Origin of the sequence: Siccirubricoccus sp. G192, from assembly GCF_019084075.1 — a bacterium.
Taxonomy (GTDB): domain Bacteria; phylum Pseudomonadota; class Alphaproteobacteria; order Acetobacterales; family Acetobacteraceae; genus G192.
The window spans coordinates 1,099,321-1,115,308 of record NZ_JAHREN010000001.1 but is presented as its reverse complement, the minus strand read 5'-3'; the positions used below and the strand labels follow the sequence as shown (position 1 = coordinate 1,115,308).

Sequence of the window (15,988 nt, the reverse complement as noted above, 5' to 3'; positions counted from 1 at the left end):
TTGACCAGGAGGCCGAGCTCTCAAAGGATGGAGGCCCTTAGTGGTGCATCCGGCAAGTTGAGGAGGCTTTTTCGCGTCCGGGGCGTTGGGGCTGGTGCTGACTGTCCCCAGGAATTCGGCCATGACCATTCGGGTGCGCGGACTGAGCGATGAGGAGGCGCAAGGGCTGGCGCGGATGACGCGCTCACGCACGCTCGGCGCCGGGCTGGTCCGACGGGCGCAAATCGTGCAGCACGCGGTGGACGAGGGCCTGAGCGCGCCGGAGATCGCCGCCAGGATGGGCCTGTGCGGTGCCACGGTTCGGTTCTGGCTCAAGCGGTTCAATGAGCACGGCCTGCCGGGGCTGGAGGAGGACATGCGCTCGGGACGGCCGCCGACCTACACGGCCGAGGAGCGGAGCGCGGTCATCACCGCCGCCCTGAACCGTCCGGCCGAGCTGGGCCTACCTTTCGCTTCGTGGACCCTGGACCGCCTGGTCGCCTATCTCGGTGAGCAGGGCATCGGTATGCGGCGCAGCCGGATCAGCGAGGTGCTCCTGGCTGAGGGTCTCAAGTGGCGCCAGGAAGAGACCTGGTTCGGGGCGCGGGTTGACCCGGACTTCACGCGTAAAAGGGGGCCATCGAGCAGCTCTACACCGCACCGCCCGAGGGCAGCATAGTCGTCTGCCTCGACGAAATGGGCCCGCAGGCCAGCAAGAGCTATCCCGGACGACGGCTGGTCCGGCCGGTCGGGCCTCGGGCGGAGCGGGCCAAGCAGGAGATCGACTACGGCCGGCGCGATGTCGCGGGCTACGTGTTCGGCGCCCTGCAGCCAGCCACGGGTGCCGCCTTCACCGTAACCTACGAGCGCCGTACCACGGCGAACTGGGTCGACTTCCTGGGCCAGGTGGAGGGCTGGATCGGCACCGCAGCCGAGCGGGTCTGCGCCGTCATCGACAACCTCAATATCCACGGCGGCACGGATGTGCTGCTCGAGTTCAAGTGGTCGTCGCAACACCTGTGTGCGCCGATCTCAGCAACTCGTCAAAGGCTTCGGCCGGCGTTCTCCATCCGAGTGTCTTGCGCGGCCGGCTGTTGAGCGTTGTGGCCACCGCGGTAAGGGCTGCCGCGCTGTGGTCGCTCAGGTCCGTGCCCTTCGGGAAATACTGCCGCAGCAGCCCATTGGTGTTCTCGTTCGTCCCGCGCTGCCAAGGGCTGTGTGGGTCACAGAAGTAGACCTGCACACCGGTATCGATTCGCAGCTGCGCGTGCTGGCTCAGCTCCGCACCTTGATCCCAGGTCAAGGATTGTCGCAGCTGCTGGGGCAGCGTCCTGATCGAGCGCGTGATGGCGCCGCATACCGCCACGGCACCATGGCCCGCCAGGGCAGGCCCGTTTTTCACCCGATCACCCCCCCCCCGTGTCCCGCCATGCGCGGCAGGTGGAGCAACAGGGTGAACCGTGTCGTCCGCTCGACCAGCGTGCCGATCGCCGAACTGCCCAAGCCGAGGATCAGGTCCCCCTCCCAGTGGCCTGGCACCGCCCGGTCGGCCACCTCCGCCGGCCGTTCGCTGATCATGACCTCGGGCGTGACATGCGACTTGCCCCGTCCGCGGCTGCGCGCCCGCGGCACCCGGAGCGCCCGCCCGGTCCGCAGGCAGGCGGTCAGCTCACGCCGCAGCGCGCCGCGCCCCTGTACGTACAGCGCCTGGTAGATGGCCTCATGGCTGATGCGCATTGTCTCGTCACCAGGGAAGTCGAGCCGCAGCCGTCGGGCAATTTGCTCGGGGCTCCACGCCCTCGCCCACCGGCGGTGCTGCCGGCGCCCGTGCCGACGGCCCCTCCAGGGCACGACGGGCCCGCCAACCGAAGCCCCGCCCGGACCGGCAACCGCACCCGCGAGCCGGTCCTGAACATACTTCCGCAACGTCGCGCGCACAGCCAGCTTCGCCGGCTTTGGCCGACGCGCCGCCCGCTCGGCATGCCACTGCGCCGTCGTGGCCCGGTACTCCAGACCGCCGCTACGCGTGGCTGCGTTCCGTCGCAGTTCACGCGAGATCGTCGAGGCGTCCCGCCCCAGCCGCCGGGCCGTCTCCCGCACCCCACAGCCCTGCGCCCGCAACAGCGCAATCTCCTCGCGCTCCGTGAACAACAGGTACCGCTCCGAAGGTGGCTTCGCCGATGGTGCAAGTATCTTTGGTGGCATGCCGCCCGCCTCCCGGAACCAGCGGAAGCCTACTGGCGGCGACACGCCTGCACCAATCGCCGCGTCCTCGCTCGACAGGCCCGTCGCAATCGCCGCCCAGAACTGCCGCCGGTTCTCGCGCTGAGCCACGCCTGGCCGCCCAGGTGACCGCCCCAACACCGCTCGCAGTGCTCGTTCCGAACGCCGCCGACCTGCCATCACTGACCGTCCCAACCAGAGTGTTGCGACGACCACTTGAATCCACCCTGCTCTTTGCTCTCGCCCATCCGCGCTGGGAGTTCGTGTTCCAGCCGAGGTATGCGGCCTACCTCAACCTCATCGAGCCGTGGTGGAAGGTGCTGCGCTCGCTGGCCCTCAAGGGGCGGCGGTTCGAGGCCTGGGCGGAGATCGAGCAGGCCGTCGCGCGTGCCACCACCTACTGGAACACGCACAAGCATCCGTTCGTCTGGGGCCGCCGCCGGCGCCATCGCACACCCCGCCGTCTCGGCTTCGCCGCTCCGCCAAATGTCGCACTCTTTTAGCGGATGCACCATTTAGCGCGCTGCCTCGCGTTCGAGTGCGGCCACCGTCGCAGAGATCTTTGCTTCGTCGTCGCCGAGTTCGGCCAGGATCTCGCTTGTGTGCTCGCCGATGGCGGGAGCCGGGCGGCGTATCTCGGCGGGCGTGCGCTCGAACCGCGCCGCCGGGCGGGCCTGGCGGATGCGGCCGAGGCCGGGCTGGTCGAATTCGACGATCAGGCCATTGGCGGCAACCTGCGGGTCGGCGAGCAGCTCTCGGCGGGTCAACACCGGCGCGCAGGGCACCTCGGCCTCGTCCAGGCGCGCGAGCCAATCGGCGCCGTCGCCCTGGGCCAGCATCTCGCCCACAAGACTCAGGCGCGCGGCAGCGTTGGCGGAGCGGACGGAGGGGGTCCTGAAGCGCGGGTCGTCGATCCATTCGGGCTTTTCGAGCACACGGCAAAGGCCACGCCATTCCGCGTCAGAAACCGTACCGACGGCGATGTAGCCGTCGCGTGTGCGGAAGACCAGATCCGGCGCCGACTGCGCCCGATCCGCCACTTCCTCCTGGCCAACTAGGCTGTAGCCGGCCATGCCCTCGGGCCAGAGATAGGCGACGACGGCATCGAGCATCGCTAGTCGCACGTGCTGGCCCTCGCCGCGGACCGCCTTGTTATAGAGCGCGGCGGTGATCGCCTGGGCGGCAACCAGGGCCGTAGTCTTGTCCGCAATCAGGGTGCGGATCATCTGCGGCCGGCCGGTCTCGACATTGCGCTGGATGTCGGCGAGGCCAGAGAGTGCCTGGATCACTGGGTCGTAGACGCGCTTGCGGATATAGGGCCCGGTCTCGCCGACACCGCTAATCGAGACATAGACGAGGTCGGGCCTGATTGCGCGCGCCGCCGCCTCGCCGAAGCCGAGCCGGTCCGCGACGCCGGGGCGGAAATTCTGCACGAGCACGTCCGCGGTGGCGATCAGCCGGCGCAGGATGCCGGCCCCGGTCGGCTGCTTCAGGTCTACCGCGATCGAGCGCTTGCTGCGGTTGGACGAGACGAAGCCTGGCGTGAAGCCGCCGCGGCGCATGATGTCACCGCCCGGCGTTTCAACCTTGATGACGTCAGCGCCCTGGTCAGCCAGCATCATCGTCGCGTTCGGCCCGGAGACCACGCTGGTCAGGTCCAGCACTCGCACGCCCTGTAGAGGTCCGCTCATTAAATTTTCCAGTATTCGGGCCGGTTTGCCTGCTGGGCCGCGGCATAGGCAGGCCTTGCGGTCGCCCGGTCGCGGAAGGCGAGCAGACCGTTGGTCAGCGGCAGCTCATAGCGCAGCGCCCAGTCGAGACAGGTTGTGAGGAGCATGTCGGCGCCGCTGAATGCCTCGCCCAGAAGCCAGCGCCGGCCGTCGTCCAGGGCCGCGGCGACGGTCTGCACCTGCTTCTGGAAATACGTCGTAGCTGCCTCTACCGCGGTCGGAGCCTCGCCATAGACCTGCGGCAGGCCGACATGGCGGCGCAGGATGTAGAGGCTGGTCGCGTCCAGTTCGCACACGATGAAGAAGCACCATTCGTCATAGCGCGCCCGCCCACGCGGGTCGGTCGGCACCAAGCGGTTGCCGTCCCGACCATAGGTCGCGGACAGGTAGTTGATGATCGCGGCACTCTCGGTGATGGTGAAGTCACCGTCCTGCAGCGCCGGGATCTTCTGGCGGGGGTTCACGGCGGTGTAGCGCGAGGTTTGCGTCTCGCCCGAGCGCGGCAGGATCGGCTCGCAACGATAGCGAAGGCCCAGCTCGTGCAGCGCCCAGTGGGCCCGGATGGTGCGGGCGGTCGTGCAGCCCCAGAGCACCCGGTCGGCGGTGTCGCTCATGACGGCGTTCCTCACCAGGGCTCGACGGCGGGGCGCAGGTCAAGCTCGTGCGTCCAGCCGTCGCGTGGCTGAGTGTGCAACATCCAGTAGGCGGCCGCCACGGTATCGACAGCGATCAGGCTGCCAGGCTCCGGCGGTGGCGCGTCGGGGCCGAGGCGGGCGCGGCGGCGGGCATGGATCGCCGGGCTGTCGACGCCCCCGTCGATCAACAGGTGCGCAACATGGATGCCCCGCGATCCGAACTCGCGGGCGAGGCTCTGAGCGGTCGCGCGCAGGCCGGCCTTGGCCGCGGCGAAGGCCGCATATCCCGCGCCGCCCCGCAGGCTGGCGGTGGCGCCGGTAAAGAGCAACGTGCCGCGCCCGCGCGGCAGCATGTGCCGCACCGCCTCGCGGCCGGTCAGGAAGCCGGCGTGGCAGGCGAGGCGCCAGACCTGCTCGTGCAGCCGCGCGCTGGTCTCCAGCGCCGGCATCCGCGTATTCGCGCCGGCATTGAACAGGCAGACCTCGACCGGGCCGACCTCGTTCTCGATCCGCTCGAACAGCGCGGCGACGGCAGCCTCGTCGCGGGCATCCAGGCTGAAGGCCCGCGCCCGGCCGCCTGTGCCGGCGATCTGCTCGACATGGGGCGCCGCCTTCTCGGCCGAACGGCGGGCCAGGCAAACCGTGTAGCCGCCGGCCGCGAAGCGCCTGCCGACCGCCGCGCCGATGGCGTCGCCCGCGCCGACGATCAGCGCGACGCTATTCCCGGCGCCGGTCACGGCGCGCCTCCCGCGAGGATGGCCTCCTCGACATCGCGCAGCCGGTCCTTGCCGAAGAAGATGTCATCGCCGACGAAGAATGTCGGCGCGCCGAAGGTGCGGCGCGCGACCGAGGCCTCGGTATTCCCGGCAAGCCGGGCCTTGACGGCCGGATCCTGGATGCGCTCGGAGAAGCGGGCGCCATCGAGGCCGGAGGCGTCAAGCGCGGCGCGGACCACGTCTGGCTCGTCCATCTTTTTCGGTTCCTCCCACATGTGGTGGAAGACCGCCTCGACATAGCGGGGGAGGTCGCCGTCGATCTCGGCCGCCGCGGCGCCGCGCATGAGCTGCAAGGTATTGACCGGGAAGAACGGGTTGCGGGTGAAGCGCGTCAGGCCATGCTTGCGGATGAAGCGCTCGGTCTCCAGCCGCTCGTATTCCGGCTTGTTGCGGATGCCCTTGAAGGTCTCGCCTGGCGAGCGATTGCCGGTTGCCTTGAATACGCCGCCCAGCAGGATCGGCACGTAGCGGAACGTGGCGCCGGTGCGCCGCTCGATGGCGGGGATCACCCGGTGCGCCAGATAGGCGTTCGGGCTGCCGACATCGAAGTGGAATTCCACGGTCGGGGGGGATCGGCATGGCGCGCTCACCAGGTCTCGCGGGAGGGGCGGATGTCGAGCTCGTGCGTCCAGCCGTCGCGCGGCTGCTGGTGGAGCTGCCAGTAGGTTTCGGCGATGGTGGCCGGGCTGAGCAGCCGGCCGGGCTCCAGACGTTCGGCGGCGGAGGGGTCAGTCGCCATGCGCTTCTCGATCCGCTCCCGCACCCATGCGGTATCGACGCCGCTGTCGATCACCAGATGCGCGACATGGATGTTCTGGGGCCCTAGCTCGCGCGCCATGCTCTGAGCGACGGCGCGCAGGCCGAATTTGGCGCTGGCGAAGGCGGCATAGCCGATGCCGCCGCGCATGCTCGCCGTGGCGCCGGTCAGGAAGATCGAGCCGCGCCCGTGCCGCAGCAGCACCCGTGCCGCCTCGCGCCCGGTGAGAAAGCCGGCATAACAGGCCAGTTCCCAGACCTTGCGGAACACCCGCTCGGTCGTGTCGAGCAGGGGGAAGTTCACGTTGCCGCCGATGTTGAACACCACGACCTCGAGCGGCGCCGCGGCGTCGGCCTCCGCCATGAACTGCGCCACCTGCTCCTCCTGGCGCGCGTCGAGCGAGCGGCCGACGCAGATGCCGCCCGCGTCCTCGATCTCCGCCACCAGGGGCTGAAGCTTCTCGCCGTTCCGCCGACCGCAGAAGACGGTATAGCCCTCGGTTGCGAACCTACGGGCAATAGCGGCGCCGATGTAGTCGCCCGCCCCTACCACCGCCACGCTCGCATTGCGCGTTCCCATGGTCTCCTCCGGTGGGTGTGTTTTTTGAACTGGGCCCAGAGTGGGTTTGGAAAAGGAACTCGTCAAGCCTATTCTGTCCAGGGAAAAGGGAGATGCGGATGCGGTGGAACGAGTTGGCGGACCAGACTTGCTCGGTGGCGCGCACTGTATCGGTAATCGGCGACCGCTGGACGCTGCTGGTCCTGCGCGACTGCTTTTTGCGGATCCGTCGTTTCGAGCAGTTCCAGGAGAAGCTCGGCATCACCCGGCCGGTCCTGGCCGACCGGCTGGCCAAGCTCGTTGCCGCCGGCGTGCTGGAGAAGGTGCCTTACCAGCTGCGGCCGGTGCGCCATGAATACCGTCTGACACAGAAGGGCCTTGACCTCTACCCCGTGTTGATGGCGATCGTGCACTGGGGCGATGTGTATATGACCAGCGAGGCCGGCCGGCCCCTAATGCACCGGCATAAGGCCTGCGGCCACCTATTCGACCCAATGATGGTGTGCTCGGAATGCCGCGCCGATCTGACCGCGCGCGCGGTCACTGTCGAACCCGGCCCTGGCGTCCGTGCCAAGCCCGCCAACCCGCCGGCCGGCAAGGCCGTTGGCTGACCCGACGCAAGGCCATCGCCCCGGCACTCGGCAGCCGAGCGCATCCGCGGTCTCAATGTGCCGCTGCATCTCAGGGCCTCGCCATAGAACGGGCCTCGACTTTGTCCATTCGGCGGTAGTGTGCTGGGGAGCGCCTGCCGTCATGGTGCGTAGCAGGCATGTTGTTGCACGGGTCGCCCAGTCCGGGGCGGTTGGGTAAGCTGGGGAGGAGGGTGAGCCCTCGATTGAGGGGAACCCGCGATGCCGTTCAAGTCGAATGCTGCTCGCCGGCACCATATTCCGGCCCAGCGCCAGAAGGTCATCAACTGGGCCGAGTACGATGCCGGCCTGCGGGCTCGCGGCAGCCTCACCGTGTGGTTCACAGCCGAGGCTATCGCGGGCTGGCGGGCCGAGGCGCGCGTTGGCCGAGGTGGTCAGCCGAAGTACTCGGCCTTGGCGATCGCAACTGCCTTGACGCTGCGGGCCGTGTTCCGCCTGGCGCTGCGTCAAACCGAGGGCCTGATCGGCTCCATCCTTGCCCTGCTTGGCCTTGAGCTCGCCGTGCCGGACCACTCCACCCTCAGTCGTCGGGCCGAGACGCTGCAGGTGCCGCGGCCGAGGACGGGCAGCCGGCCAGTGCACCTGCTGGTCGACAGCACTGGCCTACGGCTGTGCGGTCCCGGCGAATGGCTGGAGGAGAAGCATGGCAGCAAGCGGCGCCGGGCCTGGAAGATGCTCCACCTTGCGACGGACGCCGACACCGGCCAGATCGTCGCCTCGGTGCTGACCGAGAGGGATGCCGACGATGGCTCGCAGGTCGGCCCCTTGCTCGACCGGGTTGATGGTTCCGTGGTGTCCTTCATCGGCGATGGTGCCCACGACCGAGACGATGTTTACGCCGAGGTCGCAGCGCGTCATCCAGATGCCGACGTCATCGTGCCACCACGCGCGAACGCGGTGCCGAGTACAGCGGCTGGGACCACGCCGACCCAGCGAGATGTGCATCTGCGATGTATCGCCGAGCGCGGTCGCATGGGCTGGCAGCGAGCGTCGGGGTACAATTGGCGTGCTCTGGTGGAAGCCGATGTCTCGCGCTGGAAGCGCGTCATTGGAGATAGGCTACGCTCGCAAACGAAGGGGCGACAAGCAACCGAAATGGCCATCGCCACCAACGTCCTGAACCGGATGCTGGACCTCGGGCGGCCGAAGTACATCCGGATCACATGACCCCGCACGAGGCAGGGATCGACGCGTCCATACCGTCGACCGATGCAACACGATGTCTGGCGGTGCTTCTGGACGGATTGCGGTGGACGCCGAATTGCGCCGCACTCACGGGGCCGTCTCCAACTCCTCCGAAAGGCTGCCGTGTTCGCGGTAGAGGGCAGCGAAGCCCTCCAGGGCCGCCTCGGTGCGGGCCCTTTCTGCATCCGCCCGGGCTTCTCGGTGGGCCAGATCCGCGGCCAGGAGTTCTTCTACATAGGCCGAGAAATTATCGACGCCGACCTTGCTTTGTTCGACCAAATCAGAGTTTAGGTTGAGATTTACGGGCCGTTTTGGCGCGGAATGGTTATAGCCCACGGGCGCCTCGTCATGTTTGCGCAAGCTTGCGCAAAGCTAAGGGGCTGCACGCTGCCTTTCAAGCTGTCGCGTTGAGGTCAAGGCCAAGCAGTGCAAGGGTGGAGCCGAGTAGGCCTTCAGGCTGCGCAGCGTCAGGGCGATGGTGATCGCCAGGTTCGAGTACTTCGGATCGCCGCCTCGGCCGGTGCGCACCTCGGCTCGCCAGCCCTCGATCACCTCCTCGGCCTCGGCGAGGACGGGCACGGTCCAGCGGAGCACGCCCAAGGCCCAGGCGAGACGATCGAGGGCCATGGGCGCCTCAGCCCTCGACCCGGCCGGCGCGAAGGTCGGCCGGACCTAACGAAATGGGCTCGACTTTGGCCATTTCACGGCGTTGAGAGGTTAGGCGCGGATCCAGAACGCCGGTTCTGCCGCGATGAAAGCCAGGGCGTCGCTGATGGGCAGGACGGCGCCGAACGATCCAGTGCGGCCCCAGGCATCGCGGCGCCACCAGAGAACCTCGACACGACCATCGGACGGGAGCGGCTTCAGCCTGGCCACGGGCGCGCCCATACGGACGGAGGTCAGGGTGTAGCCGCCGCGGATACGCCGCGCTTGTAGGCCGCCGCGTGGCCAGGGATAGGCCGCGATCTGCTGCAGCACCGGATCGTCCGCCGCCATGGCAATCCTCCCCGGCCGTGACCCGTTGAGACCTGCGGCCTCACCGTAGCCCAGCAGGTCCGCCATGGCCCACCCCGCCCTCCACCTGCCTCCCAGCTTTCTCGCCTGGCTCAGCCCGTACCTCGCTGTCTCATCGTGTTGCATCGGTCGACGGTATGGACGCGTCGATCCCTGCCTCGTGCGGGGTCATGTGATCCGGATGTACTTCGGCCGCCCGAGGTCCAGCATCCGGTTCAGGACGTTGGTGGCGATGGCCATTTCGGTTGCTTGTCGCCCCTTCGTTTGCGAGCGTAGCCTATCTCCAATGACGCGCTTCCAGCGCGAGACATCGGCTTCCACCAGAGCACGCCAATTGTACCCCGACGCTCGCTGCCAGCCCATGCGACCGCGCTCGGCGATACATCGCAGATGCACATCTCGCTGGGTCGGCGTGGTCCCAGCCGCTGTACTCGGCACCGCGTTCGCGCGTGGTGGCACGATGACGTCGGCATCTGGATGACGCGCTGCGACCTCGGCGTAAACATCGTCTCGGTCGTGGGCACCATCGCCGATGAAGGACACCACGGAACCATCAACCCGGTCGAGCAAGGGGCCGACCTGCGAGCCATCGTCGGCATCCCTCTCGGTCAGCACCGAGGCGACGATCTGGCCGGTGTCGGCGTCCGTCGCAAGGTGGAGCATCTTCCAGGCCCGGCGCCGCTTGCTGCCATGCTTCTCCTCCAGCCATTCGCCGGGACCGCACAGCCGTAGGCCAGTGCTGTCGACCAGCAGGTGCACTGGCCGGCTGCCCGTCCTCGGCCGCGGCACCTGCAGCGTCTCGGCCCGACGACTGAGGGTGGAGTGGTCCGGCACGGCGAGCTCAAGGCCAAGCAGGGCAAGGATGGAGCCGATCAGGCCCTCGGTTTGACGCAGCGCCAGGCGGAACACGGCCCGCAGCGTCAAGGCAGTTGCGATCGCCAAGGCCGAGTACTTCGGCTGACCACCTCGGCCAACGCGCGCCTCGGCCCGCCAGCCCGCGATAGCCTCGGCTGTGAACCACACGGTGAGGCTGCCGCGAGCCCGCAGGCCGGCATCGTACTCGGCCCAGTTGATGACCTTCTGGCGCTGGGCCGGAATATGGTGCCGGCGAGCAGCATTCGACTTGAACGGCATCGCGGGTTCCCCTCAATCGAGGGCTCACCCTCCTCCCCAGCTTACCCAACCGCCCCGGACTGGGCGACCCGTGCAACAACATGTCTAGGCCCGTCAGACGGTTCGCTCGAGCCGAGCCGCTGGCGCGGTGGCGAGCGATGCCGCGACCTGGTCTGCGAGCTGCTGCGCGGTGACAGGCTCGCGCAACAGGGCGAAGGTGCCGTCGACGGCCGCGCCAACGGCGAGCGCGGCCGCATCGCCAGCGTAGCCGGTGACCAGGATCGCGGGCAGGCCGGGGCGACGGCCCTGCGCCGCCCGGATCAGGGCGACCCCGTCCATCCCCGGCATCGCCAGGTCGCTGACGAGGATGTCAAAGGGCGCGCCCCGGTCCAACAGGTCGAGCGCGGCCGCGCCGTCCCCGCCTTCCGCCACCTCGTATCCCATCTCCCCGAGCTGGGCCGCTAGTACCTCGCGCACGACCGGCTCGTCGTCCACCAGGAGCACGCGGGGGCGCCGGCCTTGCCCGGCGGGCGGAGGCATCCAGTCCGCCGACGCGGGACTGGGATGATGGCTCGGCTCCCGGTCGGTGACCGGCAGCCAGAGCGACACTGTTGTGCCCTGGCCCGGCTCGCTGGCAATGGCCAACGCCCCGCCCGACCCCTTGGCGAAGCTCCGCGCCATGGCCAGCCCAAGCCCAGTGCCCTGACCCTGGGGCTTGGTCGTGAAGAAGGGTTCGGACGCCCGCGCGAGCGTGTCCGCGCTCATTCCCTGGCCGGTGTCGGCGATCGCGAGGTGCACGTACGGGCCGGCTCCCTTGAGACAGCCGGGGCCGCCTTCGCCTCCTGCCCGGTGCATGCGGGTAGACAGCGTGAGCGTGCCCCCGTCCGGCATCGCGTCGCGCGCGTTGGTGGCCAGGTTGACCAGCACCGTCTCAAGCTGGCCGCGGTCGGCCAGCACAGGCGGCAGGCCGGGCTCCGCCTCCACCTCCACCCGGATCCGGGGCCCGAGCGTGGCCGACAGCACCTCCCGCAGGCCGCCCAGGAGCTCGCCGGCGTCCAGGGCGGCCGGGCGCAGCTCCTCGCGGCGCGAGAAGGCCAGCAGGCGCCGGGTGACGGAGGCGCCGCGCCGGGCCGCCTCCTCCACCATGCCGGTCAGGCGCTCGACGGCCGCTCTGTCACCGGCGCGGCGGTGGATCAGGCCGATGCCACCGGAAACCGCTTGCAGGACGTTGTTGAAGTCGTGTGCGATGCCGCCGGCGAGCTGCCCCACCGCCTCCATCTTCTGGGCATGGCGTAGGCTCGCCTCCGTGGCGCGGTGCTCCGCCATCTCTGTCCGCAGCTTGGCGTTGCTGACGTCCAGCTCGCGCGTGCGCTCCGCGAGGTCGAGGCGCAGCCGCAAGGTCTCGCCGAAGTACCGGCTCGAGCGCCTGACGGTCACGACGAGCACGACGAGGAACACGCCGATCATGGCGGCCGCGGCGAACCGGCGTCCCGAGCCCTCCAGGGCAAACCGAATGGCCAGGAGGCCGCCGGCGGGGATGATGAAGGCGAGGGCGCTCGGGAGGTGCGCGTAGTGCAGCGCGGCGGCACCGGCGCACATGCCGGCGATCACGAACGCCCAGAACAGCTGGTGGATCTCGGTCTGGGGGAACAGCAGGACCGAGCCCCCGCCCCAGAGCAGCCCGGCGGCGAGCGCGCCGCAGATGCTGGTGGCAGACCAGCGCCGGTGCTGCGCGATCGCTGGTCCGGCGCGGCGGTATGCCCACCAGGCGGCGAGCCGGGCCGCCGCGACGAGCACGGCCGCGCCTAGCCACGTGTAGGTGCCACTGCCCTGCCCGTCCGCCACAAGGACCGCGACCATGAGCGCCGCGTTCGTCATCGTGGCAAGCGCGGCGACCGGGATCTGCTCGAAGGCGGCCCTGACCCGCTCGGTCTGGAGCTCGGCCTCCTTAGTCATGCGACAGCCGTCGGGAGACTCGGGGCATCCTCTCGATCCGGGTGGTTCCCGGAAGCAGCGTAGTTGAGGATAGGGCGGAAGGCCACAATCGCCGGGGGCATAGGTGCGTTGAGGCAGCATAGGCCATCGCGGCGCCCCACAGCGCGAAGCCGACGAAGGCGCGGCCGGTCAGGCACAGCATCTCGGGGCGCAGCTGCTCCAGCAGCGGCGGCGCCAGGTCGAGCTCGCTGACGTCGTAGCGGTCGAGCGCTACCGCGAAGACCGCGTTCGTGCGGCATTCAGCCAGCCCCAGCAGGCGCCGCTGCGGGAAGCCGCTGACCCCACGTGAGGCGCTCGGTCGGCCATAGCGGCCCTTGAGTTCGGGCGTGTCCAGCAGGTCGAGGGTGGTACAGTCCAGGCTGACCAGCCGGCGGCCGCGATACCACGCCCCTGTGGCGCCGGGCGTGGCGAAGGGACGGGCGAGATGCCGGAAGACAGGCTTAAGTCAACGGTATTGGGCCTAGACCACCACCGATCCAAGCCGGTCATCCGCCGTCCGTAAGATGCCGGCGTGCCTCGGTGACCCGGTGCCGATCGGCCGCGTCCGCCACCAGCCCGGCCGCGGAGAACCCCTTGAACGCGGCATCCACCTCCGCCGAGGCGGCGAGCAGGCCCTGCTCCATCCGCAGGCCTGGTCCGGCCCAGAACGCCTCGACTTCGGCTGCCGGCAGGCCCTTCAGCTTGCGATGGGCCGCCAGCAGATGCTCCTGGCCGGCCTGGAAGGCCAGCAGCGCCCGCCGCAGGCGATCCCGGACCGTGACCTCGTCCCTAGCCGTCACACGCCGCCCTCCGGTATCTCCGGCCCGGTCGGGTGCGGGGTGGTGGCCGGCACTCCTAGCCGGACGGCAGCGATCTCGAGGAGCCGCACGTCGCCTTCACGCCATTGCCGCCGGATCAGCAGCCTCTCCGCCTCGTGCGCTGAGATCCCGAGGATTGTGCCAACCGTCTCGGCGGCGGCTTCGATTCCTCTCTCTTCCAACACTCGGCCGATGGCCATCCGCAGGCGCAGCGCCGCAAGCCGATCTGCGTCCCGCGCCCGCCGCTCCGTGGAGGAGAGTCTGGGCTTCGGTGGCGGCATGTCCTGATCGTTCACCCTGGCTTACCTTCTACTTTCGCCGCTGCCTTCCTGTGGTCCGGCAGGCGGCCCTCATCCAGCCAGGTATCGGCCTGGCACATGCTGCCGCATCATGGTCCCAACGGCGAACGCCTGCCCGTCCAGCGGGTGCCGTTCCCACCAACAGGCCGCAGGTGTGCGTACCCCCTCATGCACTCGATGTGAGCCCCACGGCACCAGACGGTCGGGCCGCCTCATGGGTCTTTCTGCTCGGCCACCTCCGGCGAGCGGTGGATCGGCGGTGCTGGTAGGAGCGTCATAAGGGTTGCGGTTCACCCTCTAGGCTGCGGCAAGGCGCTGAGCCCCTCCATCAACGTCGCTGCCGCTGCCGCTGCCGTTGCGCTTACGCGTAGCCCGTCGACCGAGAACACGCCGCAACACGGCCTCGCCTGCGTCGTGATGACCAAGAGCTGCCAGTTCCTGGGCGAGCTCTATCCGTGCCTGGCGGCCTTTAGGATCGGCTGCCACGGCTGCTTTGAAATATCGCACGGCAGCCAGCCTGTTGCCGCTTTGCCGTGCCACTATGCCGTCGCGCATGAACTCCGGCGCATCGGCCGGCGACAGACGGTGGGCCATCGCAATAATCCTTTGCCTCGAGGGACAGGTTAATATCGAACCAGATTAGATACGTCCCATAAGTCCGGCTCCAGGAATGTATTGCAACTAAAAGTTTTATGCGTGCGGCTGAATGCGCGCTTTTAGGGCTTCCACCTCTGCGGCCACGAGACCGTCCAGAACCTGGGGGGGTCTTACGCTGTTGGGCGGAACGGCCGGCGGGCCCACTGCTCGGCGGCGACATGGTCCTTGGCAAGGGTGTCATTCGCAACGGCGGTGCGGACCTTCAGCATCCAATGTGCGCCCCTTGGCGACCATCGCATCTGCTGGTTGGCGCCCATCCGACGGTGCAGCAGCCACTGCACCGTGCTCTCCGTGGTCGCCGTCGAGATCGGCTCGCCGCTGCGCCGTGCCGTCGCGTAGTCTATGATCAGGTCGGCCTGCCCGGCGACGTAGGTCTCGAGCCCTCGCCGTAAAGCCGTCACCTTCGCAGCGGCGGCTGGTGCCGCGTCGGGCATGCCCTCGAGCCACGCCAGTGTCTCGCCGATGAGATCGAGCGCGCGCCGCACCTGGCCGTGCCAGAGACGCCATCGGATGCGCTCGACCGCGTCGGCCAGCCGCGCGCCGTCCTCGCGCTCGCCCGGCGTGTCGGCAGGCCATCCCTTGGCCGCCTGCGCCACATGCTGGATGCGCATGGCAAGATGAAACCAGTCGAGCACATGGTTGGTCGGACCGATGCAGACTGCCTCACCGAGCGAGCGCGGCCCATCGGCGCCATCACTCAGGATGGTGACTGGCGTTCGCGGCGTCGCGCCGAGGCGGAGCAGCACACCCCGCAACTGTTGTTGCTGCCGGTCCGCCTCGGCCTGCACGCTGCTGAACACGACAGACTTGCCCTCGTCGCCGCTGATCTGGGCAACAAAGACCTCGAAGGAGCGCACCTGGTAGCGGCGCACCGACCGCACGTGGCCGCCGTCAATGCCGAGCGCAATCGAGCTCGCCTCAGGTACCGCGGCGGGCGGTTGAGGAGGCGCGAGTGTCGCGCGCTCGAGCCGGGCACCAACCCGCAGGGTCCGCTGCCGCGTAGTCTCGACCGCGGGGGCATTCCTCAGCGGGAAGAACTCGCCCAACAGCTTCAGGGCTCGGCGGTAGGGTAGCGCGGCACCCATGGCGGCAACAACGCGCTCATACTCCGGCGTGCAACGGTCGGGCATGATCTCCGCCACGGGCGTGATCGAGCGCCGGCAGGCGACACCGCACCGGCATGGATCGAAGCGGGGGGGGCACGCACCTCCACCACCCCGAACAGCGAGATCAATCGCCGTGGCCGCCGGTCTTTGAGCGGGCGCTGCGCCCCGCACCGGTCGCAGCGGCGCCGGCTGCGGCAGTGTTCGTCCACCTGCGCCGCGACCAGATGGCACTGCACCGCGGCCAGGATGGCCTTGCTCTCCTCCAGGTCGAGGCCCAGCATCGCTGCGGTATGCCCAGTTGAGATGCGCTCGCCAGAGCCGACCTCATGCCGCTGCGGCGTACCGTCGAGCCCGGCCAGCTCCAGCATGATCCACCACCGCATCGTGTCCCCGCCCCACAACCGCCAGCGGCGAACATAGCAGCCCCCCAGCTTCTGGACGGTCTCGTCGACCATCCCAGGCTCAGGAAATGGCCAAACCCGAGCGAAGCGGACATGAACAAATCCGATCCAGC

General features: G+C 68.9%; 18 protein-coding genes and 2 pseudogenes. 5 read left to right on the top strand and 15 right to left on the bottom strand.

The window, feature by feature from the left end; translation table 11 throughout:
- Nucleotides 1–121 precede the first annotated feature (121 nt).
- Together KSF81_RS05360 and KSF81_RS05355 are read left to right on the top strand one after the other, a co-directional pair.
- Nucleotides 122–658, top strand: a complete 537-nt coding sequence (locus KSF81_RS05360; RefSeq protein WP_217378100.1) for a helix-turn-helix domain-containing protein — start codon at nucleotides 122–124, stop codon at nucleotides 656–658.
- A complete protein-coding gene (locus tag KSF81_RS05355; protein ID WP_309139703.1) occupies nucleotides 619–1,077 on the top strand; it encodes a transposase in 459 nt (152 codons plus the stop codon). The genes KSF81_RS05360 and KSF81_RS05355 overlap by 40 nt, the downstream gene beginning before the upstream one ends.
- Here KSF81_RS05355 and KSF81_RS05350 read toward each other — a convergent pair.
- Nucleotides 977–2,382: pseudogene (locus KSF81_RS05350) on the bottom strand (IS30 family transposase). The gene KSF81_RS05355 and the pseudogene KSF81_RS05350 sit on opposite strands and share 101 nt — an antisense overlap.
- Between KSF81_RS05350 and KSF81_RS05345 the strand changes: the two are divergent.
- Complete coding sequence (locus KSF81_RS05345) at nucleotides 2,328–2,705, top strand: hypothetical protein (RefSeq protein WP_217381868.1); 378 nt, start codon at nucleotides 2,328–2,330, stop codon at nucleotides 2,703–2,705. The pseudogene KSF81_RS05350 and the gene KSF81_RS05345 sit on opposite strands and share 55 nt — an antisense overlap.
- A gap of 12 nt (nucleotides 2,706–2,717) precedes the next feature.
- On the opposite strand, the gene KSF81_RS05340 is transcribed toward KSF81_RS05345, so the two are convergent.
- The 5 genes from KSF81_RS05340 to KSF81_RS05320 are packed head-to-tail and all read right to left on the bottom strand — an operon-like array spanning nucleotide 2,718 to nucleotide 6,679.
- Nucleotides 2,718–3,893: a CaiB/BaiF CoA-transferase family protein gene (locus KSF81_RS05340; protein ID WP_256444245.1), complete on the bottom strand. Its 1,176-nt coding sequence runs from the start codon at nucleotides 3,891–3,893 to the stop codon at nucleotides 2,718–2,720.
- Entirely contained in the window at nucleotides 3,893–4,546 is a 654-nt protein-coding gene (locus KSF81_RS05335; protein ID WP_217378097.1) for a glutathione S-transferase family protein, read from the bottom strand. The genes KSF81_RS05340 and KSF81_RS05335 overlap by 1 nt, the downstream gene beginning before the upstream one ends.
- Before the next feature lie 11 nt (nucleotides 4,547–4,557).
- Complete coding sequence (locus KSF81_RS05330; protein WP_217378096.1) at nucleotides 4,558–5,304, bottom strand: SDR family NAD(P)-dependent oxidoreductase; 747 nt, start codon at nucleotides 5,302–5,304, stop codon at nucleotides 4,558–4,560.
- The gene (locus KSF81_RS05325) at nucleotides 5,301–5,903 is read right to left on the bottom strand and encodes a 2-hydroxychromene-2-carboxylate isomerase (RefSeq protein WP_309139479.1); all 603 of its coding nucleotides are present in this window, start codon (nucleotides 5,901–5,903) and stop codon (nucleotides 5,301–5,303) included. Before KSF81_RS05325 ends, KSF81_RS05330 begins: the two co-directional genes overlap by 4 nt.
- A gap of 26 nt (nucleotides 5,904–5,929) precedes the next feature.
- Nucleotides 5,930–6,679, bottom strand: coding sequence for an SDR family oxidoreductase (locus KSF81_RS05320; protein ID WP_217378094.1), 750 nt, complete (start codon nucleotides 6,677–6,679; stop codon nucleotides 5,930–5,932).
- A 98-nt stretch (nucleotides 6,680–6,777) separates the two neighbouring features.
- Here KSF81_RS05320 and KSF81_RS05315 point away from each other — a divergent pair, with 98 nt between their 5' ends.
- Together KSF81_RS05315 and KSF81_RS05310 are read left to right on the top strand one after the other, a co-directional pair.
- Nucleotides 6,778–7,269, top strand: coding sequence for a helix-turn-helix domain-containing protein (locus tag KSF81_RS05315; protein ID WP_217378093.1), 492 nt, complete (start codon nucleotides 6,778–6,780; stop codon nucleotides 7,267–7,269).
- Nucleotides 7,270–7,509: 240 nt separating this feature from the next.
- A complete protein-coding gene (locus tag KSF81_RS05310) occupies nucleotides 7,510–8,475 on the top strand; it encodes an IS5 family transposase (RefSeq protein WP_217378089.1) in 966 nt (321 codons plus the stop codon).
- 105 nt (nucleotides 8,476–8,580) lie between these two features.
- Here the strand turns inward: KSF81_RS05310 and KSF81_RS05305 are convergent, their stop codons facing one another.
- From KSF81_RS05305 to KSF81_RS05265, 9 genes and pseudogenes are all read right to left on the bottom strand, one after another.
- Nucleotides 8,581–8,829, bottom strand: coding sequence for a type II toxin-antitoxin system CcdA family antitoxin (locus tag KSF81_RS05305; RefSeq protein ID WP_217378092.1), 249 nt, complete (start codon nucleotides 8,827–8,829; stop codon nucleotides 8,581–8,583).
- 36 nt (nucleotides 8,830–8,865) lie between these two features.
- Nucleotides 8,866–9,120: a hypothetical protein gene (locus tag KSF81_RS05300; protein ID WP_217378091.1), complete on the bottom strand. Its 255-nt coding sequence runs from the start codon at nucleotides 9,118–9,120 to the stop codon at nucleotides 8,866–8,868.
- Between the two features lie 90 nt (nucleotides 9,121–9,210).
- The gene (locus KSF81_RS05295; RefSeq protein ID WP_217378090.1) at nucleotides 9,211–9,555 is read right to left on the bottom strand and encodes a hypothetical protein; all 345 of its coding nucleotides are present in this window, start codon (nucleotides 9,553–9,555) and stop codon (nucleotides 9,211–9,213) included.
- Nucleotides 9,556–9,675: 120 nt separating this feature from the next.
- On the bottom strand, nucleotides 9,676–10,641 hold the full coding sequence (locus KSF81_RS05290) for an IS5 family transposase (protein ID WP_217378089.1): 966 nt from the start codon (nucleotides 10,639–10,641) through the stop codon (nucleotides 9,676–9,678).
- A 93-nt stretch (nucleotides 10,642–10,734) separates the two neighbouring features.
- A complete protein-coding gene (locus KSF81_RS05285; protein WP_217378088.1) occupies nucleotides 10,735–12,576 on the bottom strand; it encodes an ATP-binding protein in 1,842 nt (613 codons plus the stop codon).
- Nucleotides 12,577–13,100: 524 nt separating this feature from the next.
- Nucleotides 13,101–13,394 (bottom strand): hypothetical protein, encoded by a 294-nt coding sequence (locus tag KSF81_RS05280; protein ID WP_217378087.1) that lies wholly within the window; start codon nucleotides 13,392–13,394, stop codon nucleotides 13,101–13,103.
- The gene (locus KSF81_RS05275) at nucleotides 13,391–13,708 is read right to left on the bottom strand and encodes a hypothetical protein (protein ID WP_217378086.1); all 318 of its coding nucleotides are present in this window, start codon (nucleotides 13,706–13,708) and stop codon (nucleotides 13,391–13,393) included. Before KSF81_RS05275 ends, KSF81_RS05280 begins: the two co-directional genes overlap by 4 nt.
- A 300-nt stretch (nucleotides 13,709–14,008) precedes the next feature.
- The gene (locus tag KSF81_RS05270; protein ID WP_217378085.1) at nucleotides 14,009–14,305 is read right to left on the bottom strand and encodes a tetratricopeptide repeat protein; all 297 of its coding nucleotides are present in this window, start codon (nucleotides 14,303–14,305) and stop codon (nucleotides 14,009–14,011) included.
- Between the two features lie 173 nt (nucleotides 14,306–14,478).
- Nucleotides 14,479–15,857, bottom strand: a pseudogene (locus KSF81_RS05265) (ISKra4 family transposase).
- Nucleotides 15,858–15,988: the final 131 nt, after the last annotated feature.